Here is a 24,257-nt window from a genome sequence, read left to right as displayed (position 1 = left end):
CGGCCATGTTCACCGAGCGGTCCGACCTCGTCGCCGACGACGACCCGGTCCGAGGCTACGGCGTCGCGGTGACGCCCGGCCGGGACGGCCCGCTCGTGTTCGTCGCCGGCTACGGCGAGCCGAACCGCCTGTACGCCCGCGACGGCGACCGCTTCGTCGACACGGCCTGCGGCATCGTCGCCGACGGAACCAGACACGGGATGGGCGTGTGCGCAGCCGACCTCGACGCCGACGGCTGCGAGGAGGTGTACGTCCACAACTGCACCAAGGGCGTCGACGGGGGCGGCGATCCGGACCTGCTCTTAAACCGGCTCGAATCGGAGCGCTACCGCTGGATCGATCTGTTCGCACTCGACGTGAACGCCGACCGACTCGCGGTCCGGGCCGGACGCTCCGTCGCCGCGCTCGACCGCCTCGGGACCGGCCGGTACGGCGTCGCCGTCTCCGGGTACACCGCGCCCCTGGCGTTCTACGAAGTCGGGGACGACGGCGAGATAACCGACATGGCCGACGCGGTAGGGCTGACAGTCGACGAGGGCTGTCGGTCGCTGCTCGCGGTCCCCGACTGCTCGGGGGAAGGCGACCTGTTCGCCGGCGTCGAGCGCGGCCCGAACCACCTGTTCCGGAACGAGGGGGGTCACTACGACCGGACCGCCGGCGACGCCGCGCTCTCCGATCCCGCGGGCGACACGCGAGGGGCGGCCCTCGTCGACGAGGGCGGGCGGTTCGCCGTCGCCATCGGGAACGAGGGCGGGGCGAACCGGCTCCTCCGTCAGTCGCCCGGAGACGGCTTCGTCGACGCGGCGCCGCCGGCGTTCCGCGAGACGGGGCGTATCCGAACCGTCGTCGCCGCCGACTTCGACAACGACGGCCGCGAGGAGCTGTTCTTCAACGCCTCCGGCGAACCCAACCGGCTGTTCGCACGGGAGGGTGAGCGGGGGGGCGACCCCGACGCGTCCGGCGGCGACACCCCCTGGCGTCGCGTCGACCCCGGCCCGGCCGCCGAGCCGGACGGCTTCGGAACCGGCGCGGTGGCGGCGGACATCGACGCCGACGGCGTCTTGGAACTGCTCGTCGTCCACGGCGAGGTCGCCGCCCAGCCGATCTCGATTTATAAGGACCCGAGCGCGACGGCCGCCGGGTGGCTCCGGGTCCGCCCGACGACCCGCCACGGGGCTCCCGCGCGAGGCGCCGTGGTCCGGCTCAGGACCGACGACGGTGAGCAGCGACGCACGGTCGACGCCGGCGGCGGCTGCCTCTGCCAGACGGAGCCGGTCGCCCACTTCGGGCTCGGCGGCGCGACCCCGCTCCGCGTCCACGTCCGGTGGCCGGACGGCCGGGAGCGAACGATTCTCGATCCGACGCCCGATTCGGAACTCACGGTCGAACACCCCTCGCTGACGCCGGCCTCGACCGACCGACGGCGACGCGGGAACCGATCGGGGATGGGCGACGGGCGGCCCGTTCGGGAGTGAGTCGCACGGCTAGAACTGCCGCCCCTCGCAGGTTCAAGTAGCCGGGGGTGTACGAACGGGTATGGTAGACCCGACTTCCGACCTCGAGGAGGACGTCGACGAGGAGTCCGCGCCGCGCTGCGCGAGTTGTGGGGACCCGGCGCTCGGCGTCGGCCGCCGAACCGTCACGTGGGTCGACGGCGACGACGCGGTGCATCGACACTTCTGTTCGCAGGCCTGTCGCGAGGCGTGGACGGACGAGCGCCCGTCGGCGGGCGGGTGACCTGAACGCGCGGCGAGGCGACTCCATCGGCGGCGCGGGAGGCTTTTTCACCGTAGGGGTGGTAGCGGGAGATATGATATCGCTCGACGAGGCCGTGACGGCCCGCTTGGAGTCGCACGGCGAACGGTTCGAGGTGCTGATCGATCCGGAGGCCGCGCTCTCGATGAAGCGGGGCGAGTTCGACGGAGAACTGCAGGACGTCATCGCCGCCGAGGACGTGTTCGAGAACGCGTCTCGTGGCGACAGGCCGGCTGAGGCGGACTTAGAGACGGTCTTCGAGACGACGGACCCGCTGGAGATAATCCCCGAGATCGTCAGGCGCGGCGAGATACAGATCACCGCCGAACAGCGCGAGGAGATGCAAGAGCGGAAGCACAACCAACTCGTGACCACCATCACGCGCAACGCGGTGAACCCGCAGATGGACGACTCCCCGCACCCGCCCGAGCGAATCGAGCGCGCGCTGACCGAGGCCGGCTTCCAGGTCGACCCGATGGAGCCGGTCGAAAACCAGGTCGACGACGCCCTCGAAGCGCTCCGGCCCGTCATCCCGATCCGGTTCGAAGAGGTGACGATGGCGGTCCAACTGCCGGCCGACTACGCCGGCTCCGGACAGGCACAGGTCCGCGAGTTCGGCGACTTAGAGCGCGAAGAGTGGCAAAACGACGGGTCGTGGGTCGGCGTGTTGACCTTCCCCGCGGGGCTGCAAAACGACCTCTATGACCTCGTCAACGAGGTCACGTCCGGCGAGGGCGACGCCCGCGTCATAAAGGACAAAGACGAGTTGCGGACGCGGTAGCGGTCGGTTCGCGCTCGTCGGTCGGTGAGTCGAGACGGCGCGTCGCGGCCGGGAGTTTCTTAGCGGTCCGCGGGCCTCGATCGTCCATGCACGAGCGCACGGCGGAGTTCGCGGCGCGGGCGGCGGATCGGTACGGCGTCGACATCGACGCGCTGGAGTTCGACGCGGGAACGAAGACGGCCGCCGCCGCGGCCGACGCTGTCGGGTGCGACACCGCGGCGATCGCGTCCACCATCGTCGTCTCGCTCTCCGAGGGCGACGGTGCCGACACGGACCGACTCGTCGCCGCGATCACGAGCGGCGCGAACCGACTCGACCTGGCCGCGGTCGCGGCCCACTTCGACGCGGCCGACGCGGCGATGGCCGACCCCGAGCGAATCCGCGAGCGCGTCGGGTGGAGCATCGGCGGCGTCCCCCCGATCTGTCACGACGCCGACTTCCCGACCGTCTTCGACCCGACGCTGACCGGGTACGAGACCGTCTACGGCGCGGCGGGGACGCCGGAGGCCGTGTTTCCCATTGCGCCGCGACGGCTCGCGGACCTCGCCGGCGCGACGGTCGTCGACCTGACCGAGTGAGCCGCGTCGCCGACCGTCTCCGGCCGGTCGGGCGCCGCCCGCCGAGTTGTTAATCGGCGCCGCTCTCGACGCCCGAGTTATTAATCCAGAGTTGTGAAATAACAACCTTTTTCTATTAACCGGCGGTATCGATCGGTATGACACACTCACGGCGGTCGGTGCTGCGGCGCGGTGCGGGGATCGCGCTCGCCGGGACGGCGGCGTCGTTGGCGGGCTGTTCCGACACCGCGAGCGGCGGGTCCGAGGAGTTCGACTCCGGCTACGCCGCCTTCTTCACGCTGCACGACTGGGCGAACCAGGTCGCGGGGGACCACGCGACCTTCGAGGACCCCGTCGACGTGGGGCAGCTCGGCCACGGGTGGACGCCGGACGGGACGCTCGCCGCAGACGTCGCGTCGACGGACGCGTTCGTCTACCTCGACAACCCGGAGTTCTCGTGGGCGCAGGACCTCGCCGCGACGCTCGAAGCCGACTACGACACGGTGGCCGTGATCGACGGCCTCGCGGGCCTCGAGGGCGACCTCCTCGAGTGGGACCACTCTCACGCGGAAGCCGGCCACGAGTCGGAGGAGACCCAGAGCCACGACGACGAACACGAGGACACGAGCCACGAACACGGCGGCGACGAACACAGCCACGACGAACACGGCGGCGACGAGCACGAGGGCAGCCGGCACGATCCGCACGTCTGGGTCGACCCGGTGTTCGCGGCCGACATCGTCGAGACGATCGCGGCGGGCCTCTCGGAGGCGGACCCGGACAACGCCGAGGCGTACGCCGACAACGCGGCCGCGTACGGCGAGGAACTCGCCGCCGTCGACGACGCGTTCCAGTCCATCGCCGACACCGCCGCGCGCGACGTGGCCGTGATGGCGGGCCACAACTCCTTCCAGTACTTGGAGGCTCGCTACGGGTTCCGCTTTCACTCGCCGGTCGGCGTCTCGCCGCAGAACGAGCCGACGCAGACGGAGATCGCCGACACGATCGACCTCGTCGACAGCGAGGGGATCGACACGGTGTTGTACGACCGTTTCCAGTCGTCGCGGCTCGCGGAGTCGATAGTCGAGAACAGCGACGCGACCGCGGCGGTTCCGGTCACGCCCGCCGGCGGGACGACCCGCGAGTGGAACGACGCCGGGTACGGTTACCTCGAGCAGATGACCGAGGTCAACATCCCCGCGTTTAAACGGGCGTTCGACGCGCAGTGAGCGGGACACACCGGCGCGATACGCGGGATGGCGGCCCCGAAGCGCGGAGTAAAAGAGATAAACGTGCGGGCGACCCATCTGGCACACACCACGTGAGCGCGATTGTCGACCTCGACGGCGTGACGTTCTCCTACGGCGACACGGTCGCCGTGAGCGACGTCTCTCTGCGAGTCGAGGCGGGGGAGTTCCTCGGCCTCGTCGGTCCGAACGGGTCCGGGAAGACCACCCTGCTCCACCTCATGCTCGGGCTGCACCGGCCCGACGAGGGGTCGGTCGAGCTGTTCGGCCGTCCCGTCGACGAGTTCGACGACGGCGGTCGGATCGGATACGTCTCACAGAAGGCGACGAGCCGCGGCGGCGCCATGCCGGTCACGGTTCGGGAGTGCGTCACCATGGGCCGGTTCGCGCACGCCGGCCGCGGGCGGCTCTCGGCCGACGACCGCGCCGCCGTTGACGACGCCATCGAGACGGTCGGCATCGGCGAACTGGCCGACCGGCTCGTCTCGGAGCTGTCGGGCGGCCAGAAACAGCGGGCGTACATCGCGCGGGCGCTGGCGAGCGACGCCGACCTGCTCGCGCTCGACGAGCCGACCGTCGGCGTCGACGCCGAGTCGCGCGACGCCTTCTACGCCCTCCTCGACGAGCTCAACGACGACGGGATCACCATCATCCTCATCGAACACGACATCGGCGTCGTCACCGACCGAGCGAGCCGAATCGCCTGTATCAACACCGAGCTGTACCATCACGGGGACACCGAGTCGTTCGTCGAGAGCGACGCCCTCGCGGAGGCGTACGGCAGCACCGGACAGGTCGTCCACCACCACCACTAATGAGCGACACGCCGCCGACAAACGGCGAGACTCACGGACCGCCCAGTCGGGGGCTTCGCCGGACCGCGGAACTCGCCGGCATCGCGGTCACGGGCGTCGTCGCCGTCTGCATGCTCGGATTTCTCCTGCTCTACTGGGCGCAGGACCTCCCGGTGGCGAGTGACCTGTACGCCGGGTTCCGGTCGGTCGGTCGCGGGATGGACGCCGCGTTCGGCACGAACGTGTTCCGCCACCCGATCATGTGGCAGTCGATGGCGACCGGCGTGCTCGTCGGCATCGTCGCCCCCCTCGTGGGGTCGTTCCTCGTCCACCGCGAGATGGCGCTGATCGGCGAGACGCTCGCGCACACCGCGTTCGCCGGAGTGGCGATCGGTATCCTCGTCACGTCGTCGACCGGCTGGAACGGGTCGCTGCTGCTCGTCGCGCTCGTCGTCGGCATCCTCGGGGCGCTCGTGGTCCAGTGGCTCACGGAGCGCACCGACGCCTACGGCGACGTGCCGATAGCGATCATGCTCAGCGGGAGCTTCGCGGTCGGGACCCTCATCATCAGCTACGGCGACGGGCTCACCGGCGTCAACATCCGGGGGTACCTGTTCGGGAACCTCGCGGTCGTGACCCCGCAGGGGGCGCGGCTGATGGGCGTGCTGTCGCTGCTCGTCGTCGCGGGCGTGGCGCTGACGTACAAACAGCTCCTCTTTATCACCTTCGACGAGCAGGCCGCGCGGGTCGCTCAGTTGAACGTGACCGGGTACAACACGCTGCTCGTGGTGTTGACCGCGGTCGTCGTCGTCGGCGCGATGCAGGTCCTCGGCGTCATCCTCGTCGCGGCGATGCTCGTCGTGCCCGTCGCCGCGGCCTCGCAGGTCGCCCGGAGCTTCCGAGAGACGATGTACCTCGCCGTGATATTCGGGCAGATATCCGTGATCGGCGGCTTCGCGGTCTCTATCGGGCTCGGCCTCCCCTCGGGGGGATCGATCGTCGTCACGGCCATCGCGGTGTACCTCGCGAGCATCGTCGGCGCCGGCTTCTCGGTGAACGCCATCTCCTCGCATGGGTGATCGCGACACGTCGGAGCGTGTGAGTCGCCCGCGACCGCTTTCCACAGACCCTTATGTTCCGGTCCCGTCCTCCGGGTATGGGAGACACAGAGACCTACACGGTCACGGACCCCGACGGAAACGAGGAGTCGTTCGAACTGCCCGCCGGCCTCGTCGACGTGCTCAGCCAGCAGGGCGAGGAGGCGACCCGCGTCGTCAGCGACGTGGTGGTACAGGCGATGGCACAGCAGGCGCACGTGATCGCTCACCACAGCGAGGGCGAGGTGCCCGACGACATCGAAGAGATGAACGACACCGCCGCAGAGCTGTTCGAAGAGCGATTCGGGCAGTCGCTCGAAGACGCGCTCGGCCACTCGCACTAATCTGTCGGCGGCGGTCGCCGCACCCCTTTATATATTAGAGCAGTTCACCAGTCTACATAGAGCAGTTCACCAGTCTACACGGAGCCGCCGCAATGTATCACGAAGACCCTCCGGCAGGCAGTTTAACCCGTCGGAGCGCGTACCGATCTGTATGGACACAGACCCGGACGCGCCGGTGCTGATCTTCGACGGCGACTGCCCGTACTGCTCGGTCGCCGCCGTCGCGCTCAGACGGCTGGAGGGCGTCGTCGCGGTGCCGTGGGAGGCCGACCCGGTCGGGCCGTTCCTCGACGCGCAGTTCGGCTCGCGCCCGTTCGCGATGGTGCTCGTCGATCCGGGCGAGAACCGAGTGTACGCCGGGCGCTCGGCGGCACAGGAGCTCGCGGACCGCGCTGGCACGCCGGGAATCGTCGGCGGGTTGGTACGGGACAACTACGACCGGATCGCGAGCGTCGTCGGAACCTTATCGGGCCGCGGGCGCGACCCCGCCGACATCCACGAGACGTATCGGCTGCGCGACGAGGCGCGTGACCTCGTCGCCGACCTCCGCCCGGCGGCGAGCGAACGGCCGGACGCACTGTCGTGAGCGGGAACGGCGACGGCGAGGGTGAAAGCGACGCGGGCGGCACCTACACGCTCCTCGTCGACCTCACGGCCCCGGCGACGATCGAAGTCGGCGCGCTCGGCGCCCACCGATTCGACGCCGGCACCTACGCGTACACCGGCAGCGCGCTCGGTCCCGGCGGGTTCTCGCGCGTCGACCGACACCGGCGGACCGCCCGCGGCGACAACGACGTGCGGCACTGGCACGTCGACTACCTGCTCGGCCATCCCGATGCGTGGCTCGACCGCGTGGTGCGGAGCGTCGGCGTCGACGTGGAGTGTGCGGTCGCGAGCCGGCTTCCGGCGGGGCCGCTCGACGGGTTCGGCGCGTCGGACTGCGACTGCGCGAGCCACCTCGCTGCGGGGAGCGCGGAGGCTGGCGGGTTTATAAAGCGCGTCCGCAGCGCACACGAGGCCGCGGTCTCGGGGACCGACGGCCGGGTCGACGTGGTTCCCGGCACGAGTTAAAAGGAAATCCCGACGACACCCTCACTGCCCACGCGCGCTAGCCGGGGCTACAGGTCGTACCGCTCGGTCACGCTTTTGAGCTGCTCGCGCCGACCCTCGATGGCGTCGTCGCGCAGCTCTGCCTCCGCCTCGGTCGGCGCGATCAGCTCGGGGACGCTCGCCGGGCGCCCGTCGTCGTCGAGCGCGACGAAGGTGAAGTAGGAGGTGGTCGTCCGCCGGTGTTCGTCGGTCCGGGGGTTCTCCGCGCTGACGTCGACTTTCACGTCGAGGCTCGTGGTCCCCACGTTGAACACGTACCCCTCGATGACGGCGACCTCGCCCATCTCGATTGGGGAGATGAAATCGACGTGGTCCATCGACGCGGTGACGACCTGTCGGTTCGAAAAGCGCATCCCGGCGATAGCGCCGCAGATGTCCATCCAGTGGAGGACCGCGCCCCCGAGCGCGCGCTCGAGGTTGTTCGTGTCGTTCGGCAACAGCAGTTCGGTCATCTCGGTGTACGACTCCGCGACCGTCGCCGTCTCGTCCATGCAGTGGGTGGGACGGCGGGCGACTTCAACCTCCTGACCGACGCGCGCCGGCGGTTACGAGTCGCCGCGAGGGCCGTCGTCGAACCGGACCGAGTCCTGTGAGCGTCCCGCCTCGTCTATCACTTCGTCGGAGACGACTATCGGACAGTCGATCCGGACGGCGAGCGCGAGCGCGTCGGAGGGGCGCGCGTCGAAGACGAACCGCTCCGGCTCGCCGTCCTCGTACCGCTCGGCGTCGACTTTGGCGTAGAAGGTGCCGTCTCTGAGGTCGTCGACCCTGACGCGGTCTATCGCGCCGCCGAACTCGGTGAGGATGTCGACGAGGAGGTCGTGTGTCAGCGGTCTGTCGAACGGTTCGCCCTCCAGTGCCATCCCGATCGACTGCGCCTGATCGCCGCTGACGAAGATCGGGACGTACTCGTCGCGCGCCGCAAGAATGACCGCCGGCACGTCGCCGCCGGGTGCGGAGCCCGCCCCGACCCCGACGACCTCGGCTTCGTGTTCCATGGTGGGTACAGTCGACGACGGCATGAATAGCTGTCCCACGCGAGTCGAGTGCGGGACGGTCGCCCGTGCGACCCAGAGTCGAGTGCAGGACGGTCACCCGTGCGACCCGGAACGGCCGCCCGCACGCTCGCGACGCGTCCCGCCTCAGCGACCGCTCCGGTACCAGTACGCCCACGCGAGCGTGAACACGACGGCGGCCCCGATGAAGAAGACGAGTCCGGGCTCGACGAGCGAGACGGCGTAGTCGGCGAGGGGGTCGACGACGTACTCGACGGTCCCGTCGATGTCGCCCCCTCCGGCGTCCGATGCGGACTCGATCGAGGCGCCGTCCGAGCCGTCCGCGCCCACGGCGTCGCCGCCGGCCCCGTCGGTGGTCGTCGTCACGCGGGCGGTCGGGTCGGCGACGGAGAGGAGACGCTGGGCCGCGACCGCCGCCAGTCCGATGACGCCGTACCCGCCGAGCAGGCGCATGAGCGCGGACTTGATCCCGCGCGACTCGGCCGAGCCGCCGGCAAAGAGCACGAGGGGCTCGTCGGCGGCCGCGTACACGTCCATCTCGCGACCCTTCTCGGAGTAGGTCGTGTCGACCACCTCGACGAGGTTCGCGCCGTCGAGCTTCGAGAGGTGGTACTGGACGTTCTGGAGCGAGGTGTCGACGGCGTCGGCGAGCTCCGACTTGGTCGCCGGCTGATCGTGGAGGTGCGTGAGAATCTCACGCGCCGTCTCGGAGCCGAGGGCCGCGATGAGGGCGTCTGCGTCGTCGTCGTCGACGCCGACGACCCGAGGCTCGCGGTTCTCGGGGGTCGCGTCGGAGATGGAGGGCAACAGCCGCGACATACCCCACAGTCTACCCCGTGAGGATACAAATTTGTTGGATCGACAACGCGCGAACGGGGCTCACCGACTCACAAACCCTAAACGCGGCGACGGAGTAGGTCGTGGCAATGACAGAGACGCCAGGGGGATCCGAGTCCCCGCCCCCGACGGCGAACGGCCCGGCAGTCGCCTCCGGCGGCGAGGGCGCCCCGCCGAGCGACGCGGCCGGCGCGACCGCCGAGGGCGACGGCTCGGTGACGGTCGTCGGGACCGCACACGTCTCCGAGCGGTCGGTCGACGAGGTCGAGGAGACGATCGAACGCGAGCGACCCGACGTGGTCGCCGTCGAACTCGACGAGGGGCGGTACCGGCAGATGAACGGCGAGAGCCCCGACGATCTGGACGCGAGCGACCTGCTCCGGGGCAACACCGTCTTCCAGTTCCTCGCGTACTGGATGCTGTCGTACGTCCAGACCCAGCTGGGCGACCGCTTCGACATCGAGCCCGGCGCGGACATGCGAGCCGCCATCGACGTCGCCGAGGGGCTCGGCATCGACGTGGCCTTGGTCGACAGGGACATCCAGACGACGATCCAGCGCTTCTGGGCCCGGATGACGATCACGGAGAAGCTGCGCATGGTCGGCGGGCTCGCGTTCGGCGTCACCGACTCTCGGGTCGTCGGCGTGTTGGTCGGGCTGTTCGTCGGAATCTTGGCCGGACCGGTGATCGGTCTCTTCGGCGGGAGCTTCGGCGTCACCGACGCGCTGCTGACGAGCGTCACGGGCGGCGTCGTCGCCGCGGTCGGGGTCGCCATCGCCGTCGATCAGGGGGGGAAGATCGCGCTCTCGCCCGACGGACGTCTCTACGCCGCGGCCGTCTCGGGCGTCGTCGCGGGGGTGTTCGCCGCCGCCCTCGGGGTGCTTGACGGAGTCGTCGCGACGTACCTCGGCGGGTTCACCGTGCGCGCGGTCGGGAGCCTCGGTCTCGGCGTCTCGTTCGGCCTGATCCTCGGTGGCTTCGCGTCGCTCGCGATGGGCGCCCTCGGACGGGGCGGCGGCGAGCCAGAACACGGCGGCATCGAAGAGTTGGGGATGGAGGACCTGACCGACACCGACGTGGTGACGATGATGATGGAGGAGTTCCGCCAGTTCTCGCCCGGCGGGGCCGAGGCGCTCATCGACGAGCGCGACGCCTTCATCGGCCACCGCCTCGTCGCCCTCCGCGAGGCCGGCTACGACGTGGTCGCCGTCGTCGGGGCGGGCCACCGGGCCGGGATCGAGGGGTACCTCGCCGACCCCGCCTCGCTGCCCCCGATGGAGGACCTCGTGGGGAAAGAGCGCGGGCGCGGACTCCCCTGGAAGAAGGCGATCGGCTACGCGATCACCGTCGGGTTCGTGGGCTTTTTCGTCCTGCTCGCGCTCGCCGGCGTGGCGAACGCGTTCCTGCTCCGGCTGTTCGCCGCGTGGTTCCTGATAAACGGCGTCTTCGCGTTCGCGTTCGCGAAGGCTGCCGGGGCTCGCTGGACATCTGCCGGGGTCGGCGGCGCGGTCGCGTGGATGACCTCGATCAACCCGATGCTGGCTCCCGGCTGGTTCACCGGCTACGTCGAACTGCGCAGTCTGACGGTGAACGTCGGCGACATCGGGCGGCTCAACGAGCTGCTCTCCGACGAGACGCAGTCGCCCTCGGAGCTTATTGCCGCGATGCTCGACGTGCCCCTGTTCAAGCTCATCGTCGTCGTCGCGATGACGAACATCGGCAGCATCGTCGCGAGCTTCCTGTTCGCGGTGTACGTCATCCCCGCGATGTTCGGGGACGTCGGCGGCGTCGACGAGGTGGGGCGGCTGCTGGTCCAGGGCGCAACCACTGGGGCCGAGTTGGTCCGGAACGCGGTCACGGGTGGCGCATGAGCGATCCGCGCTCGGTGGCTCCCGTAACCCGACTCGCGGGAGGGGGATGCCCGTGAGTGGCACCTTCCAGGGCCGCCGGATCGCCGGGCTCTACTTCAGCGGCACGGAGCTCCGCGACCTACTCGTCGCGTGGCTCGCGCTCGGCGTCGCGTTCACGCTCTTCTTCGTGAACGGCACCGCGGGCTTCGGGCGACTGCTCGCGGCGGGCGTGCTCCCGCCGCTGCTCGTCGGGCTGCTCACTGCGGGCGTCGCGTTCCTGCTCCACGAGATCGCCCACAAGGTCGTCGCGGTCCACTACGACCAGGTGGCCGAGTTCCGGGCCGACAACAGCATGCTGTTTCTGGCGGTGATGAGCTCGCTCCTGGGGTTCATCTTCGCCGCGCCCGGCGCGGTCCACCACCGCGGTCGGCTCACGCCGCGCGAACACGGTCACATCGCGCTCGCCGGCCCGGTCGTCAACCTGCTTCTCACGGCCGTCTTCCTGCCGGCGCTTGTCGTCGGGCCCGTGATCGGAAGCCCGGTCGTCACCCTGATCGGCTCGCGGGGCATCGCGATCAACGTCTTCCTCGCCGCGTTTAACCTGATCCCGTACGGCCCCCTCGACGGGAAGACCGTCATGAAGTGGAGCAAGCCGGTGTGGGCCGGCTTCTTCGCCCTCTCCGTGCTTTTGACCGTCGGGTTGGTGTTCGTGGGCGGGCTCGGATTCGGCGGGCCGTTCTGAGGCGGCTCGACGCTCGACGCGCTCCCGGCCGTAACGGTGCGTTTTTGCTCCGCCGGCGTCCCTCGACACACATGACCGAGGGCGAGGACGACGACGCACGCGACGGCGACGAACTCACTTACGCGGACGCCGGCGTCGACATCGACGCCAGTGAGGCGGCAACCGCCGCGCTGATCGGCGCGGTCGGCGAGGCCGAGGGCGACTACGCCGGCTTGCTCGACATCGGCGACCGCTACCTCGCGCTCGCGACTGACGGCGTGGGGACGAAGCTGCTCGTCGCCGAGGCTCTCGGTGACTACTCGACCGTCGGGATCGACTGTATCGCGATGAACGTCAACGATCTGGTCGCCGCCGGGGTGCGCCCCGTCGCCTTCGTCGACTACCTCGCGGTCGACGAGCCGGACGAGCAGTTCGCCGAACAGGTCGGCGACGGGCTGGCGCGCGGCGCCGAACTCGCGGACATGGAACTCGTCGGCGGCGAGACCGCGGTGATGCCAGACGTGATCTCGGGACTCGATCTGGCGGGGACCTGCGCGGGACTCGCCGCGAAGGGCGCCGTCTTCGACGGCGCGGCGAAGCCGGGCGACGCGCTCGTCGGGTGGCGCTCGTCGGGGATCCACTCGAACGGGCTCACGCTCGCGCGCGAAGCCGCGACCCGCGACCACGCGTACACCGACCCGTGCCTGTTCGACGGGTACGAGACGGTCGGCGAGGCGCTCTTGGAGCCGACGCGGATCTACACCGACCTGCTCGACCCGATGCGCGACCACGGCGTCAACGGCGCGGCCCACGTCACCGGCGGCGGCTGGACGAACCTGACGCGGCTCGGCGCGAACCGGTACGTCGTCGACGACGCCTTCGACCCCCAGCCCGTCTTCGAGTTCGTCCAGGCCGAAGGGAGCGTCTCCGACGAGGAGATGCACCGCACGTTCAACATGGGAACCGGCTTCGTCGCGGCGCTCGACCCCGAAGCCGCCGAGTCGCTGGCTGCGGAGACGGACGGGCGCGTGATCGGGCACGTGGAGGAGGGCGACGAGGGGAGCGTCGCGATCCGTGGACTGGATTTATAAGGGGTTGCCCTCGACACCGCTCTCGATCGCTTATAAATGGACGGCGGCGTGACGCCCGTCTCTCGGGGGTCTGCGCGCTCGCCGGCACGCAGAGAGGCGCGATGCACCTCTTGCAGCCGGCGGTCTGACGCCGGCGCCACCGCACAGTTCGCTTATAAGGAGTCGCCGCGTTGTGCGGCCTCGACGCGGTCCGCCGTCGACTGTAGCGCCTCGGCGAGCGTCCGCGCCTGCGCGGGCGAGAGGTCGATCTCGTCGGCGTGGGCGGGGAGGCCGTCGACCGCCGTGTCGTCGAGTTCGACCTGGAGTGTCACCTGTTCGGGCGCCTCGCGCGGCGCGGTGACGTTCACGACGCCCGGCGCGTCGGACTCGAACTCGTGGGCGCGGACCCGGCCGTCGACGAGGTCGAGGGTCGTGTACGCGTTCACGCGGAGCAGTCGGTTGCTCATCGCAGCCCCCGGCTCGGACCCCGCATCGTCAGTCGTCCGCCGGCGTCGCCGGCGCGTCCTCGATGGCGTCGTCCTCGGCGTACGGGTACCAGGTGCGTTTGGTGTTGTGCATCATCGGGTCCTCGTAGTCGGTCTCTTCGGGGTCGACGAGCGCGTCTAACGCGTCGTCGTCGTGGCGAGCGACGAACGCTCGGAACGACTCGCCCGCCTCTCGCTCGGCGGCGAAGCTCTCGATCAGGTTCGCGATCGCACCGGGCACCTCGTCGACGGGGACGCGCTGCGTGACCCACCGCGCGAACTGCGGGTTCTCGCCGAGCCCCCCGCCGAGGCCCACGTCGAGCGCCTCGACCGGGTCGCCGTCCTTGCGGGTCTTCATCCCGCGCAGGCTCACGTCGGCGATCTGCGGCTGCGCGCACGAGGCCGTACACCCGGAGAGGTGGATGTGGAACTCCTCGACGTCGGCGGGGAGGTCGACGTTGGCCTTCAGCCAGCGGGCGAATCGCACCTGCCGGTTCTTCGTCTCGACGATGGACAGCGAGCAGAACTCGGTCCCGGTACACGCGACGGAGCCGCGCATGAACGGGGACGGGTCCGGCGAGTAGTGGTCGAGAAGCGGCTCCGCGAGGAACTCGTCGAGCGCGTCGTCCGGCACGTCGGTGACGATGACGTTCTGGCGCTGCGAGAGCCGGACCTCGCCGGAGCCGTACTCCTCGGCGAGGTCGGCGAGCGCGAGCACGTCGGCCGCGCCCATCCGGCCGACGAGCACGTTCAGCCCGACGAAGTTCGCTCCGTCTTTCTGGTCGTGGACGCCGACCAGGTCGTTGCGCGCGCCTTCGCCCGCGTTGTAGGTGTACTCCTCGCGAACGTCGCGGCCGGCGGGCTCCAGGTCGAACTCGACGTACTCGTCTTGGAGCGTCTCGCGGACCTCCTCTGCGCCCCACTCGTCGACGAGGAACTTCACGCGAGCGTTGTACCGGTCCTCGCGGTCGCCGTAGTCGCGGAACAGCGCGGAGAGCCCGCCGGCGACGTCGGCGACCCGCTCCGGCGGCACCCAGACGTCGATGTCGCGGGCGAGCCGCGGTTCGTTGCGCGCGAGCCCCCCGCCGACGCGGACGTTGAAGCCGACGGCGTCCTCGCCGTCGTCGCCCGCGCCTCCAACCGCCTTGTACGCGGGCTCGAACGCGAGGTCGTTGATGTCGCCCTGCCCGGAGCCGTCGGCCGACCCGGTCACGGACACCTTCCACTTCCGCGGGAGGTTCGCGTGGTCGTCGTTTCCTTTAAACGTCTCGTTGAGGTCGCGGATCACCGGCCACGCGTCGATCACCTCTTGGGCGTCTTTGCCGGCGACCGGGTTTCCGACGATGTTCCGCCAGGAGTCCCCGCAGGCCTGCTGGGTCGAGAGCCCGTTCGCTTCGAGTGTCTCGAAGACCGCCGGCACGTCGGACAGCTCGATCCAGTGGAGCTGGATCGACTGCCGGGTGGTGAAATCGGCGTACGCGTCGCCGAAGATCGGGTTCGTCCCCGGCCCGCGGGCGTACTCGTCGGCTATCTCGCCGACGGTCCGGAGTTGCCCCGGTTCGAGGACGCCGTTCGGGGTGCCGATCCGCAGCATGAAGTACCCCTCCTGTCCGTTTCGCTGGTGGTACAGCCCCCACCATTTGAAGCGCTCGAACCACGCGTCCCGCTCGTCGTCCGGAATCGAGTCGAACCCCGCCTCCGCGAACTCGAACAAGCGGTCGCGGACCTCGTTCCCGTACGCCTCCGACTTCCAGTTCTCTACGTCCGTTGGCATCGACCTTCGCTACTCCCGGTACCCACATAGGCGACCGCGTAGAGTCAACCTTCCCCGATGCTTCAGCGATCCGGCACGTGTTGCCGGGACGATCACCCCTGGGGGGATCGAACCGCGGCGCGGGCGAGTTCGGCGAACTCACCCTCGTGTACCCGCCCGACCGGGACCCAGCCGGTGACGCCCGTCTCGCCGCACGCGATACACTGGCCGTACACCCGCGCCTCCACGGTCGACCCGTCGACGCCGACCGACTGGAAGTTCTCGACGACCAGATCCGCGAGCGCACACCGGCAGAAATCCGGCGCGTCGAGGCGCCACAGTTCGCTGACGCGGACTTCGCGGCTGTCGTCGACGGAGATCCACGCCCCGTCGTCGAGGACGCGCAGACGAGTGGTCATACCGCCAGTTCACCCGCGGCGACCCAATGCGTGGCGGTGGTCACAATCGGCGACAGTTTCGGTGACGCCGCCCGATCAGAAAACCGCATGACTGCGACGGGATCGCGCGCAGGACGCCCTCTGAGATACCGGAGGAGAAATCCGGTATCGGGGAGTAGTGGTTCGATTTACAGCTGTACAGGGCCTTATCCGTCCCGTGTGCTTGCGTTTGGGTATGACGACGACCGCCGATCCGACCGACGATCGACCCGCACCAGACGACGAGCACCGCCAGCACACGTCCGCGGACGTGGCTCCGGAACTCTTCGACGACCGCTCCGCGGACCGATGACCGAGCGGGACGACTCGCAGGCGACCGACGACAGGGAGGCCGCCGACCGCGAACCGGACGCGGAAACGGAGCGAGACGGGGCGGGCGACGCCGGCGCCGACCACCTCGACGAAATCGAGGACGGCGTCGGCTGTACGGAGATCTGGGAGCGGCTCTCGGAACAGCGAGAGAGCTGACTACGACAGGTGCGCGGCGATGTCGGCCTCGGTGATGATCCCGACGGTCTCACCGCCGTCGGTCACCATCACCGCCTTGTAGTGGTCCAGCAGGTTTCGAACCTCGTCGACGGTCGCGGTCTGTGCGACCGTGGGGAACGACTCGCTCATCACCTCGCTGACGGGATGGTCGCCGACGTTCTCGCCGGCGTGGACCACGTCGCCCTGACTGATCGAGCCGACGGGGACGCCGCTCTGGAGGACGGGTAACTGCGAGTACGCCTCGTCTTCCATGAGCTCGACCGCGCCGCGCACGGCGTCGTCGGGCGCGACGCTGATGACCGTCTCGTTCATCAGGTCGCTCGCGCGGACGACCTCGCCTTCCGCCTCCTGGAGCGCGTTCACGATGCGCCGCAGCGTCGACAGCCGCGGGTCGACGTCGCCGCCCTCGATGCGCGCGATCAGCGGCTGTGAGACGTCTGCGGCGTCGGCCAGATCGCTCTGTGTCAACTCCAGCGTGGTCCGCCGCTCGCGGAGGTCTTGTGGCGTCGGGAGTTCCATACGCCAGATTACCCACAGTTATTATAAAAGGTTTCGACGATGACCGATATCGCGCCGCCGAGCGAACGGACGCTTACTCGTCGTCGCGGTCGTCGTCCTCGTCGCCCTCGGTCTCGATGACCTCGATGATCTCGAGGGGCACGTCTCGCAGCGCGCCGCCGACTTCGCTTTTCGCGATCCGCTCTGCGTGCTCTTCGCTGTCGGCGTTGAAGATGTCGATCTCTAAGAGAAGTCCGACTAAGGCCGTGTTGGCCGCGAGGAACGCGGCGTCGAAGGGCTCGCCGCAGGCCGGACAGCCGGTGACGCCGGGTTCGACCTCGACGTACTGCTTGTCCGTCTCGTTGAGTCGCTTGCCGGCTTCGCTGACCGCGACGCCGATGGCGTCGTCGGTCTCCTCGACGTCACGGACCAACCAGGCGGCTTCCATCGCGACTTCGTAGTTGCTCATACGCGGTTCGACGGGCCGCAGGGTTTCCTTTCTTGTGGTTCGCCCGCGGAGGTCGTAGGCTTACGAGAAGTCGGTGACCGACCCGAACGCGCCCTCGGAGCCGGCTTACAGCCGGTCTAAGACCGCGTCCGTGACCTCGCCGGTCGTCGCGTCGCCGCCGAGGTCGCCGGTGCGCGGGCCGTCGGACAGCACGCCTTCGACCGCGTCGCGCACGCGCTCGGCCTCGGCCTCGTGACCGAGGTGTGCGAGGAGCATCGCGGCCGACAGGATCGCCGCCGTGGGGTTGGCGACCCCCTCGCCCGCGATGTCGGGCGCGGTCCCGTGGACCGGCTCGAACAGCGCGTTGTCGTGGCCGATGTTCGCCGAGGGTAACAGTCCGAGCCCGCCGACGAGTCCAGCCGCCAGATCCGAGAGGACGTCGCCCGCGAGGTTCGGACAGACGATCACGCCGTACTGGTTCGGATTCAGCGGGAGCTTCGTCGCGAACGCGTCCATCAGCTCCTCGTCGGCGTCGACGCCCTGCTCCTCGGCGACCGCGAGCACCTCGTCGCGGAACCGCCCGTCGGTCTCGCGCATCACGTTCGCCTTGTGCGCGACCGTGAACCCGTCTTCGGGGCCGCCGGCCGGACCGCGCCCGTCCTCGACGAACTCGCAGGCGTACTCGGCCAGTTCGCGCGAGGCCGGCGAGGTGACGACGCGCGTCAGCGTCGAGAGGTCCTCGGAGAGCCGGGATTCGTGGCCCGAGTAGACGCCCTCGGTGTTCTCGCGGAGGAAGACCACGTCCGTCTCCGGGCGGAGCGCGTCGACGCCGGGGTACGCTTTGGCGGGCCGGACGTTGACGAACGACCCGACCGCGTCGCGCAGCGGGAGGATGACGTCCGCGGCCGTCTCGCCGGCCGCGCCGAACAGCGTCGCGTCCGCGTCGGCGGCGAGGTCGTACGTCTCCGCCGGGAGCGCCTCGCCGGTCGCCTCCTTCGTCGCGTCGCCCGCGTCGGCGGCGACGAACTCGAGGTCGAGGTCGAACGCCTCCAACACGTCGACGGCGGCGGGGATGACCTCGCGGCCGATCCCGTCGCCCTCGATGACGACGATCTCGTCGCCCATTCAGTCGTCACCCTCGACGTACGGAAGCCCGTCGACGGTCGAGTCGACCTTGCTTCGGTTCGAGTACATCAGCGCGGTCGTGTCCCAGATACCCTCGACGAGGGCCTCTCGCATCGCGTCGTCCACGTCGACATCGATGACGGTGTCGCCGTAGGTGACGGTCTCGCCCTCGACGTCGATCTCGATGTCGCCGTCGGGATTCGCTTCGATCCACTCCTGGAGCGCCACCACGGTCTCGTGGTCCGCGGTGACCGCGGGGATGCCCAGCGACTTGCAGTTGTCCCGGAAGATCTCGGCGTACGACTCGCCGACGACCCCGTCGACGCCCCATCGCATCATCGCCTGCGGCGCGTGCTCCCGAGAGGAGCCGCAGCCGAAGTTGGAGTTGACCACCGCGATCGACGCGCCCTCGAAGCGGTTGAGCGGGTGGTCGTTGAGCTCCTCGTTCTCGTCGCGCCGGGCGTCGTAAAAGAGGTAGTCCGCCATGTTGTCGAACGTGACCTCCTTCATGAACTGCGCCGGCAGGATCTGGTCGGTGTCGACGTCGTCGCCTGGGATCGGCACGCCCGTCCCGGACACCTCGGTGATGTGTTGCTCCCCGTCGTCGCCCGCGCTCGCCTCGGGAGCCATCAGTCGGCCACCTCCTCGACGCCGCCGGCGCCGCCGGTCGGCCCGTCGCGCAGGTAGTCGCGCGCGTCGACGACCTCTCCCTCGACGGCCGCGGCCGCGACCATCGCGGGACTCATCAGCACCGTTCGCCCCTCCTTCGACCCCTGCCGGCCGATGAAGTTGCGGTTCGACGAGGACGCACAGACCTCGCCGGCGCCGAGCTGGTCGTCGTTCATCGCGAGACACATCGAGCAGCCGGCGCGGCGCCACTGGAAGCCGGCCTCGATGAACGTCTGATCGATGCCGCGCTCCTCGCACTGCGCGCGGACCGTCTCCGAGCCGGGCACCGCGAGCGCGCGCACGTCCTCGTCGACGCTGTGGTTCTCTAAGATCCGCGCCGCCTCCTCGAAGTCCGAGAGCCGGCCGTTCGTGCAGGTGCCGAGGAAGGCCACGTCGACATCGTAGCCGAGCATCGACTGGCCGGGCTCGACGTCCATGTGATCGATCGCCTTCTCGGCGGCCTCGCGGTCCGTGCGGGCCTCGAAGTCGTCCGGGTGCGGCACCGGCTCGTCGATCCCGACCACCTGTCCGGGGTTTATCCCCCACGTGACGAGGGGGTCGAGACCGTCCGCGTCGACGGTGACGACGTCGTCGTACTCCGCGTCGTCGTCGGAGGCGACCGACTCCCAGTACTGCTTCCGCTCCTCGAACGCCTCGCCTTCGGGGACGTACTCGCGACCCCGCAGGTACTCGTAGGTGGTCTCGTCGGGGTTGACGTACCCGGCGCGAGCGCCGCCCTCGATGGACATGTTACAGACGGCGAGCCGCCCCTCCATGTCGAGCGCCTCGATGGCGGGACCGCCGTACTCGTACACGTGGCCCACGCCGCCGTCGACGCCGAGGTCTTTGATCACTTTCATGATCACGTCCTTCGCGTAGACGCCCTCGCCGAGCTCGCCCTCGACCTCGATCCGGCGCACCTTCTGTTTGTCGGCCGCGATACAGCCCGTCGCGAGCACGTCGCGGATCTGGCTCGTTCCGATGCCGACGCCGATGGAGCCGAACGCGCCGTGAGTCGCCGTGTGGCTGTCGCCGCACGCGACCGTCATCCCCGGCTGGGAGAGGCCCAGCTCCGGCGCGACGACGTGGGTGATCCCCTGCTTGCCGGACTCGAAGCCGAAGAAGGTGATGCCGCTCTCGCTCGTGTTGCGTTCGAGCGCCGAGAGCATCTCCTCGGCCTGGTCGTCGGCCAGCGGTCGTTCGCGCTTGTCGGCTTCGGTGGGCGCGATATGGTCGGTCGTGGCGAACGTCTGGTCCGGGTACGCGACGTCGAGGTCGCGCTCGCGAAGCATCCCGAACGCCTGCGGACTCGTCACCTCGTGAACGAGGTGGAGGCCGATGAAGAGCTGGTCTTGCCCGTTCGGGAGCTCCGTTACCTTGTGGCGCTCCCATACCTTGTCGTACAGCGTTCCCTCGCTCATCAGGCGGTCACCTCGGCCGACTCCTCTTCGTCCTCTTCGGCCTCCTCCTGCCACGAGAACAGGCCGCGAAGCTCCTCGCCGACGGCCTCGATTTCGTGGTTCTTCTCGGCCGTCCGGAGCTGCGTGTAGGAGGGCCGGCCCGCCTGGTTCTCGGCGATCCACTCGCGGGCGAACTCGCCGTTCTGGACCTTCTCCAGCACTTCCTCCATGTTCTCGCGGGCGTGCTCGTCGACGACGACGTCACCCTGCGTGAGCCCGCCGTACTCGGCGGTGTCGGAGACGGAGTCCCACATGCCGCCGAGTCCGTCTTCGTACATCAGGTCGACGATGAGTTTCAGCTCGTTGAGACACTCGAAGTAGGCCATCTCCGGCGAGTAGCCCGCGTCGACGAGCGTCTCGTAGCCCTGTTTCACCAGCGAGGTAACGCCGCCACAGAGGACGGCCTGCTCGCCGAACAGGTCGGTCTCCGTCTCCTCGCGGAACGACGTCTCAACGACGCCGGCGCGGGTACAGCCGATGGCGGCCGCGTACGCGAGCCCCTCGTCGTGGGCGTCGCCGGTCGCGTCCTGGTAGACCGCCAGCAGGCCGGGCGTCCCCTCGTCGTTCTCGTAGTTACGGCGCACGAGGTGGCCCGGCGACTTCGGCGCGACCATCGTCACGTCGACGTCTTCGGGCGGCTGGATCTGGTTGTAGTGGATGTTGAACCCGTGGGCGAACTGGAGCGTGTCGCCCGCGTCGAGGTTCGGCTCGACCGCGTTCTCGTACACGTCCGGCTGAACCGTGTCCGGGACGAGGACGCTCACGATGTCGGCTTCCGCGGCCGCCTCGGCAGGGGTCGCGACGCGGAGCCCGTCGCTCTCCGCGGCGTCCCACGAGGAACTGCTCTCGCGGAGGCCGACGACCACGTCGACCCCGCTGTCGGCGAGGTTCTGTGCGTGCGCGTGGCCCTGCGACCCGTAGCCGAGGACGGCGACGGTCTTGTGTGCGATCGCCTCCTCGTCTGCGTCGTCGTCGTAGTATACTGTCGAATCGAACGTCTGCGTGTCTGCGTCGGTCATGTGTTGTGGGAAATTAATCGCCGTGGGTTGTCGGTTCGCCGGCCGTTCCGGGTTTCTCTCCAGGTGCGGTGGGGGTGTCGCCGCGCGCGAGCGCCGTCTGGCCCGTCCGGGCGATTTCGAGGATGCCGAACTGGCGGAACGCGTCGAGCGCGTCGTCGATCCGGTCTTCGTCGCCGGTGAGTTGCACGGTGATCGTTCGCGGCCCGGCGTCGAGCGTCCGACCGTCGTACATCTCGGTGACAGCGTGGACCGCCGCGGGGTCGTCGGCCTCGACCTTTAACAGGACGAGTTCGGCCGTGACCGCGTCGCCGGACACCTCGCCGACCGAGATGACCGGCTTCAGCTTCGCCATCTGCTTTTCAATCTGGTCGATGCCGGGGTCCGTCTCCTCGACGACCATCGTGATCCGCGAGTGGCCCTCGACGGTCGTGGGGCCGACGGTGAGGCTCTCGATGTTGAACTGCCGGCGGGAGACGAGCCCGGAGACGCGCGCGAGCACGCCCGGCTCGTCTTCCACGAGCGCCGAGATGACGGCGCGACGGGAGTCGTGTTCCGCCTCGACGACGGGGTCGATGCGGATCCCTTCGAGGTTGCGACGGCCCTCCGGCTGCTCGCGCTCTTCCGGCGCGGGCTGGTCGGCCGCGGCCGGCCGGGCCTCGGCGCCGCTCCCGGCGTCGGACGCGGAGCCGCCGTCGGTCGCGGGTCGGGCGTCGGGGGCGTCGTCGCTCATAGCTGGTCCTCCACGGCCGCGAACTGGCCGTTTGCACCGCCGCTCGGCACCATCGGGAGAACGTTCTCCTCGGGGTCGACGTGGAAGTCGATCACGACGGGCCCGTCGTAGTCGAGGGCCTCCTCGACTGCGGGCGCGACCTCGTCGTAGTCGTCGACGCGGAGGCCGAGCGCGCCGAACGCCTCGGCGAGCTTGTCGAACTCGGGCATCCACGTGTAATCCGAGGCCATGTGACGGCCCTCGTAGAAGGCGTCCTGCCACTGACGCACCATGCCGATGTACTCGTTGTTGAGCACGGCGATGGTGATGTTCAGGTCCTCGCGGACGGCCACCGAGAGCTCCTGCATCGTCATCAGGAAGGAGCCGTCGCCGTCGAAACACACCACGTCGCGGTCCTCCTCGCCCATCGTGTCGGCCGCGACGCGCGCGCCGACCGCGGCGGGCACGCCGTATCCCATCGTGCCCAGCCCGTGCGAGGAGACCCACGTCCGGGGCTCCGTGTACGTCCAGAACTGGGAGGCCCACATCTGGTGTTGGCCGACGCCGGTCGTCACGATGGTGTCGTCGTCGGTCGCCTCGTCGAACGCCTCGACGACGAACTGCGGCTTCAGCGGCTCGTCGTCCGGGGTCGCGTACGTGAGCGGATACGTCTCTTTCCACTCCGCACACCGGTCACGCCACGCCTCGGCGTCCGGCGCCTCGCGGACCGCCGCGGTCAACTGGTCGAGGACGCGGTCGGCGTCGCCGATGAGCGGGTAGTCGGCGTGGACGTTCTTCGAGATTTCGGCCGGGTCGATGTCGACGTGGACGACTTCCGCCTCCGGGGCGAACGTGTCGATGCCGCCGGTCAGCCGGTCGTCGAAGCGAGTGCCGACCGCGATAAGGCAGTCGGTGTGGGTGATCGCCATGTTCGCGTAGCCGGTCCCGTGCATCCCCGCCCACGAGAGGCAGAGGTCGTCGTCTTCGGGGAACGAGCCGATTCCCGGCATCGTCGTCGTCACGGGAATCCCGTACGTGCGAGCGAAGCTTCGCGCGGCGTCGCTCGCCTCGGCTTTGATCACGCCGCCGCCGAACAGGCACAGGGGCCGTTCGGCCGCCTCGATGGCGCGGGCGGCCTCCTCGACGGCGTCGGCGTCGGCGTTCGGGTCGGGATCGGTTCCGGGCGGCGCCGTCGCCGGGCCGGGCGTCTCGTTCGTCTCGTCTTGGGTCACGTCCTTCGGGAGGTCGACGAGCGTCGGACCGGGGCGCCCCGCGCGCGCCAGTTCGAACGCCTCGCCGACGGTGTCGCCGACGCTGTCCGCGCCGTGAGCGAAGTAGTTGTGTTTCGTGATCGGGCGCGTGACGCCGACCGTGTCGGTCTCCTGGAACGCGTCGTTGCCGACGAACTCGGTCGGCACCTGCCCGGTCAACGCGAGCATGGCGTCGGAGTCCATGTCGGCGTCGGCGATGCCGGTGACGAGGTTGGTCGCGCCGGGGCCCGACGTCGCGAGACAGAGGCCCGGTTCGCCGGCGACGACGCCGTACGCGTCGGCGGCGTGGGCCGCGCCCTGCTCGTGGGCCATCGTCACGTGCCGGATCGACGAGCTGTACAGGGCGTCGTAGACGGGCATGATCGCGCCGCCCTGCACGCCGAAGGCGGTCTCGGCGCCGGCCGTTTCCAGCGCGGCGACGACCGACTCGGCGCCCGTCGACACCGGCCCCGAGCCGTGGTCGTCCGATGGGTCGCCCGTTCCGCCCTCGGTGGGGTCGTCCGTGTCCTCCGCGTCGTCCTCTCGTGGCTGTGCTGCTGTGTCGCTCATTGTCGTGGTGGTGTTCGGTGGTGCATCTCGCGGCTGTGAGAGTCGGTCGGTCCGAACGCCGAATCGGTGGGCGAAAACTGGCTCGCTCGCTGGCGTTCGTCGATACGTGGCGTCGATGAGGAAAGGGTAGTGTAGGGGCTTATAC

28 protein-coding genes are annotated in these 24,257 nt (G+C 69.5%); 14 read left to right on the top strand and 14 right to left on the bottom strand.

The window, feature by feature from the left end; translation table 11 throughout:
• Positions 1 to 5 precede the first annotated feature (5 nt).
• From DOS48_RS17800 to DOS48_RS17755, 10 genes are all read left to right on the top strand, one after another.
• Positions 6 to 1,475: a CRTAC1 family protein gene (locus DOS48_RS17800; RefSeq protein WP_127117030.1), complete on the top strand. Its 1,470-nt coding sequence runs from the start codon at positions 6 to 8 to the stop codon at positions 1,473 to 1,475.
• A 61-nt stretch (positions 1,476 to 1,536) separates the two neighbouring features.
• Positions 1,537 to 1,737: a hypothetical protein gene (locus DOS48_RS17795; RefSeq protein ID WP_127117029.1), complete on the top strand. Its 201-nt coding sequence runs from the start codon at positions 1,537 to 1,539 to the stop codon at positions 1,735 to 1,737.
• A 73-nt stretch (positions 1,738 to 1,810) separates the two neighbouring features.
• Positions 1,811 to 2,536, top strand: coding sequence for a ribosome assembly factor SBDS (locus DOS48_RS17790; RefSeq protein WP_127117028.1), 726 nt, complete (start codon positions 1,811 to 1,813; stop codon positions 2,534 to 2,536).
• Between the two features lie 86 nt (positions 2,537 to 2,622).
• Entirely contained in the window at positions 2,623 to 3,114 is a 492-nt protein-coding gene (locus DOS48_RS17785; RefSeq protein WP_127117027.1) for a YbaK/EbsC family protein, read from the top strand.
• 137 nt (positions 3,115 to 3,251) lie between these two features.
• On the top strand, positions 3,252 to 4,322 hold the full coding sequence (locus DOS48_RS17780; protein ID WP_127117026.1) for a metal ABC transporter solute-binding protein, Zn/Mn family: 1,071 nt from the start codon (positions 3,252 to 3,254) through the stop codon (positions 4,320 to 4,322).
• A gap of 92 nt (positions 4,323 to 4,414) precedes the next feature.
• Positions 4,415 to 5,155 carry a metal ABC transporter ATP-binding protein gene (locus DOS48_RS17775; protein WP_127117025.1) on the top strand — a complete coding sequence of 247 codons (741 nt, stop codon included), beginning with the start codon at positions 4,415 to 4,417 and terminating at the stop codon, positions 5,153 to 5,155.
• Positions 5,155 to 6,213, top strand: coding sequence for a metal ABC transporter permease (locus tag DOS48_RS17770; protein WP_127117024.1), 1,059 nt, complete (start codon positions 5,155 to 5,157; stop codon positions 6,211 to 6,213). Before DOS48_RS17775 ends, DOS48_RS17770 begins: the two co-directional genes overlap by 1 nt.
• Before the next feature lie 77 nt (positions 6,214 to 6,290).
• Entirely contained in the window at positions 6,291 to 6,575 is a 285-nt protein-coding gene (locus DOS48_RS17765) for a hypothetical protein (protein WP_127117023.1), read from the top strand.
• A 151-nt stretch (positions 6,576 to 6,726) separates the two neighbouring features.
• Entirely contained in the window at positions 6,727 to 7,161 is a 435-nt protein-coding gene (locus DOS48_RS17760; RefSeq protein WP_127117022.1) for a DUF393 domain-containing protein, read from the top strand.
• Positions 7,158 to 7,646, top strand: coding sequence for a DUF123 domain-containing protein (locus DOS48_RS17755; RefSeq protein ID WP_127117021.1), 489 nt, complete (start codon positions 7,158 to 7,160; stop codon positions 7,644 to 7,646). The genes DOS48_RS17760 and DOS48_RS17755 overlap by 4 nt, the downstream gene beginning before the upstream one ends.
• Before the next feature lie 47 nt (positions 7,647 to 7,693).
• On the opposite strand, the gene DOS48_RS17750 is transcribed toward DOS48_RS17755, so the two are convergent.
• The 3 genes from DOS48_RS17750 to DOS48_RS17740 form a co-directional block, all read right to left on the bottom strand.
• Positions 7,694 to 8,176: an acyl-CoA thioesterase gene (locus tag DOS48_RS17750; RefSeq protein ID WP_127117020.1), complete on the bottom strand. Its 483-nt coding sequence runs from the start codon at positions 8,174 to 8,176 to the stop codon at positions 7,694 to 7,696.
• Positions 8,177 to 8,230: 54 nt separating this feature from the next.
• Entirely contained in the window at positions 8,231 to 8,683 is a 453-nt protein-coding gene (locus tag DOS48_RS17745; protein ID WP_127117019.1) for a bifunctional nuclease family protein, read from the bottom strand.
• Positions 8,684 to 8,827: 144 nt separating this feature from the next.
• Entirely contained in the window at positions 8,828 to 9,520 is a 693-nt protein-coding gene (locus DOS48_RS17740; protein ID WP_127117018.1) for a winged helix-turn-helix domain-containing protein, read from the bottom strand.
• Positions 9,521 to 9,627: 107 nt separating this feature from the next.
• Between DOS48_RS17740 and DOS48_RS17735 the strand changes: the two genes are divergently transcribed.
• The 3 genes from DOS48_RS17735 to purM all read left to right on the top strand — a co-directional run bounded on the left by DOS48_RS17735 (position 9,628) and on the right by purM (position 13,200).
• Entirely contained in the window at positions 9,628 to 11,409 is a 1,782-nt protein-coding gene (locus tag DOS48_RS17735) for a TraB/GumN family protein (RefSeq protein ID WP_127117017.1), read from the top strand.
• Positions 11,410 to 11,455: 46 nt separating this feature from the next.
• Positions 11,456 to 12,130: a metalloprotease gene (locus DOS48_RS17730; RefSeq protein WP_127117016.1), complete on the top strand. Its 675-nt coding sequence runs from the start codon at positions 11,456 to 11,458 to the stop codon at positions 12,128 to 12,130.
• A gap of 71 nt (positions 12,131 to 12,201) precedes the next feature.
• Entirely contained in the window at positions 12,202 to 13,200 is a 999-nt protein-coding gene (gene purM, locus DOS48_RS17725; RefSeq protein WP_127117015.1) for a phosphoribosylformylglycinamidine cyclo-ligase, read from the top strand.
• Between the two features lie 152 nt (positions 13,201 to 13,352).
• Here purM and DOS48_RS17720 read toward each other — a convergent pair whose 3' ends face one another.
• The 3 genes from DOS48_RS17720 to DOS48_RS17710 all read right to left on the bottom strand — a co-directional run bounded on the left by DOS48_RS17720 (position 13,353) and on the right by DOS48_RS17710 (position 15,836).
• Positions 13,353 to 13,646, bottom strand: a complete 294-nt coding sequence (locus DOS48_RS17720; RefSeq protein WP_127117014.1) for a DUF6360 family protein — start codon at positions 13,644 to 13,646, stop codon at positions 13,353 to 13,355.
• A 28-nt stretch (positions 13,647 to 13,674) separates the two neighbouring features.
• Positions 13,675 to 15,438: a nitrite/sulfite reductase gene (locus DOS48_RS17715; RefSeq protein ID WP_127117013.1), complete on the bottom strand. Its 1,764-nt coding sequence runs from the start codon at positions 15,436 to 15,438 to the stop codon at positions 13,675 to 13,677.
• A gap of 92 nt (positions 15,439 to 15,530) precedes the next feature.
• Positions 15,531 to 15,836: a hypothetical protein gene (locus DOS48_RS17710; RefSeq protein WP_210755400.1), complete on the bottom strand. Its 306-nt coding sequence runs from the start codon at positions 15,834 to 15,836 to the stop codon at positions 15,531 to 15,533.
• Between the two features lie 327 nt (positions 15,837 to 16,163).
• Here DOS48_RS17710 and DOS48_RS17705 point away from each other — a divergent pair, with 327 nt between their 5' ends.
• On the top strand, positions 16,164 to 16,343 hold the full coding sequence (locus DOS48_RS17705) for a hypothetical protein (RefSeq protein ID WP_127117012.1): 180 nt from the start codon (positions 16,164 to 16,166) through the stop codon (positions 16,341 to 16,343).
• Here DOS48_RS17705 and DOS48_RS17700 read toward each other — a convergent pair whose 3' ends face one another.
• From DOS48_RS17700 to ilvB, 8 genes are all read right to left on the bottom strand, one after another.
• The gene (locus tag DOS48_RS17700) at positions 16,344 to 16,883 is read right to left on the bottom strand and encodes a CBS domain-containing protein (protein ID WP_127117011.1); all 540 of its coding nucleotides are present in this window, start codon (positions 16,881 to 16,883) and stop codon (positions 16,344 to 16,346) included.
• Between the two features lie 73 nt (positions 16,884 to 16,956).
• A complete protein-coding gene (locus tag DOS48_RS17695) occupies positions 16,957 to 17,331 on the bottom strand; it encodes a DUF555 domain-containing protein (protein WP_127117010.1) in 375 nt (124 codons plus the stop codon).
• A gap of 105 nt (positions 17,332 to 17,436) precedes the next feature.
• The gene (locus tag DOS48_RS17690) at positions 17,437 to 18,435 is read right to left on the bottom strand and encodes an isocitrate/isopropylmalate dehydrogenase family protein (protein ID WP_127117009.1); all 999 of its coding nucleotides are present in this window, start codon (positions 18,433 to 18,435) and stop codon (positions 17,437 to 17,439) included.
• Positions 18,436 to 19,065, bottom strand: a complete 630-nt coding sequence (locus DOS48_RS17685; RefSeq protein ID WP_127117008.1) for a 3-isopropylmalate dehydratase small subunit 2 — start codon at positions 19,063 to 19,065, stop codon at positions 18,436 to 18,438.
• On the bottom strand, positions 19,065 to 20,525 hold the full coding sequence (gene leuC / locus DOS48_RS17680; RefSeq protein ID WP_127117007.1) for a 3-isopropylmalate dehydratase large subunit: 1,461 nt from the start codon (positions 20,523 to 20,525) through the stop codon (positions 19,065 to 19,067). Before leuC ends, DOS48_RS17685 begins: the two co-directional genes overlap by 1 nt.
• A complete protein-coding gene (gene ilvC / locus DOS48_RS17675; protein WP_127117006.1) occupies positions 20,525 to 21,583 on the bottom strand; it encodes a ketol-acid reductoisomerase in 1,059 nt (352 codons plus the stop codon). The genes leuC and ilvC overlap by 1 nt, the downstream gene beginning before the upstream one ends.
• A gap of 13 nt (positions 21,584 to 21,596) precedes the next feature.
• Positions 21,597 to 22,313 (bottom strand): acetolactate synthase small subunit, encoded by a 717-nt coding sequence (gene ilvN / locus DOS48_RS17670; RefSeq protein WP_127117005.1) that lies wholly within the window; start codon positions 22,311 to 22,313, stop codon positions 21,597 to 21,599.
• A complete protein-coding gene (gene ilvB / locus DOS48_RS17665; protein ID WP_127117004.1) occupies positions 22,310 to 24,112 on the bottom strand; it encodes a biosynthetic-type acetolactate synthase large subunit in 1,803 nt (600 codons plus the stop codon). The genes ilvN and ilvB overlap by 4 nt, the downstream gene beginning before the upstream one ends.
• Between the last annotated feature and the right edge of the window lie 145 nt (positions 24,113 to 24,257).

Source organism: Halorubrum sp. PV6 (assembly GCF_003990725.2).
Classification (GTDB): Archaea; Halobacteriota; Halobacteria; order Halobacteriales; family Haloferacaceae; genus Halorubrum.
The sequence above is the reverse complement of the archived record's forward strand: the minus strand, read 5'-3'. Positions and strand labels throughout refer to the sequence as shown.

Bases quoted from the DNA above. Each gene is read 5' to 3' on its own strand.
- DOS48_RS17800 (WP_127117030.1), top strand. From the start codon at position 6: ATGTTCACCGAGCGGTCCGACCTCGTCGCCGACGACGACCCGGTCCGA.
- DOS48_RS17795 (WP_127117029.1), top strand. From the start codon at position 1,537: ATGGTAGACCCGACTTCCGACCTCGAGGAGGACGTCGACGAGGAGTCC.
- DOS48_RS17790 (WP_127117028.1), top strand. From the start codon at position 1,811: ATGATATCGCTCGACGAGGCCGTGACGGCCCGCTTGGAGTCGCACGGC.
- DOS48_RS17785 (WP_127117027.1), top strand. From the start codon at position 2,623: ATGCACGAGCGCACGGCGGAGTTCGCGGCGCGGGCGGCGGATCGGTAC.
- DOS48_RS17780 (WP_127117026.1), top strand. From the start codon at position 3,252: ATGACACACTCACGGCGGTCGGTGCTGCGGCGCGGTGCGGGGATCGCG.
- DOS48_RS17770 (WP_127117024.1), top strand. From the start codon at position 5,155: ATGAGCGACACGCCGCCGACAAACGGCGAGACTCACGGACCGCCCAGT.
- DOS48_RS17765 (WP_127117023.1), top strand. From the start codon at position 6,291: ATGGGAGACACAGAGACCTACACGGTCACGGACCCCGACGGAAACGAG.
- DOS48_RS17760 (WP_127117022.1), top strand. From the start codon at position 6,727: ATGGACACAGACCCGGACGCGCCGGTGCTGATCTTCGACGGCGACTGC.
- DOS48_RS17750 (WP_127117020.1), bottom strand. From the start codon at position 8,176: ATGGACGAGACGGCGACGGTCGCGGAGTCGTACACCGAGATGACCGAA.
- DOS48_RS17745 (WP_127117019.1), bottom strand. From the start codon at position 8,683: ATGGAACACGAAGCCGAGGTCGTCGGGGTCGGGGCGGGCTCCGCACCC.
- DOS48_RS17740 (WP_127117018.1), bottom strand. From the start codon at position 9,520: ATGTCGCGGCTGTTGCCCTCCATCTCCGACGCGACCCCCGAGAACCGC.
- DOS48_RS17735 (WP_127117017.1), top strand. From the start codon at position 9,628: ATGACAGAGACGCCAGGGGGATCCGAGTCCCCGCCCCCGACGGCGAAC.
- DOS48_RS17730 (WP_127117016.1), top strand. From the start codon at position 11,456: ATGCCCGTGAGTGGCACCTTCCAGGGCCGCCGGATCGCCGGGCTCTAC.
- purM (WP_127117015.1), top strand. From the start codon at position 12,202: ATGACCGAGGGCGAGGACGACGACGCACGCGACGGCGACGAACTCACT.
- DOS48_RS17720 (WP_127117014.1), bottom strand. From the start codon at position 13,646: ATGAGCAACCGACTGCTCCGCGTGAACGCGTACACGACCCTCGACCTC.
- DOS48_RS17715 (WP_127117013.1), bottom strand. From the start codon at position 15,438: ATGCCAACGGACGTAGAGAACTGGAAGTCGGAGGCGTACGGGAACGAG.
- DOS48_RS17710 (WP_210755400.1), bottom strand. From the start codon at position 15,836: ATGACCACTCGTCTGCGCGTCCTCGACGACGGGGCGTGGATCTCCGTC.
- DOS48_RS17705 (WP_127117012.1), top strand. From the start codon at position 16,164: ATGACCGAGCGGGACGACTCGCAGGCGACCGACGACAGGGAGGCCGCC.
- DOS48_RS17700 (WP_127117011.1), bottom strand. From the start codon at position 16,883: ATGGAACTCCCGACGCCACAAGACCTCCGCGAGCGGCGGACCACGCTG.
- DOS48_RS17695 (WP_127117010.1), bottom strand. From the start codon at position 17,331: ATGAGCAACTACGAAGTCGCGATGGAAGCCGCCTGGTTGGTCCGTGAC.
- DOS48_RS17690 (WP_127117009.1), bottom strand. From the start codon at position 18,435: ATGGGCGACGAGATCGTCGTCATCGAGGGCGACGGGATCGGCCGCGAG.
- DOS48_RS17685 (WP_127117008.1), bottom strand. From the start codon at position 19,065: ATGGCTCCCGAGGCGAGCGCGGGCGACGACGGGGAGCAACACATCACC.
- leuC (WP_127117007.1), bottom strand. From the start codon at position 20,525: ATGAGCGAGGGAACGCTGTACGACAAGGTATGGGAGCGCCACAAGGTA.
- ilvC (WP_127117006.1), bottom strand. From the start codon at position 21,583: ATGACCGACGCAGACACGCAGACGTTCGATTCGACAGTATACTACGAC.
- ilvN (WP_127117005.1), bottom strand. From the start codon at position 22,313: ATGAGCGACGACGCCCCCGACGCCCGACCCGCGACCGACGGCGGCTCC.
- ilvB (WP_127117004.1), bottom strand. From the start codon at position 24,112: ATGAGCGACACAGCAGCACAGCCACGAGAGGACGACGCGGAGGACACG.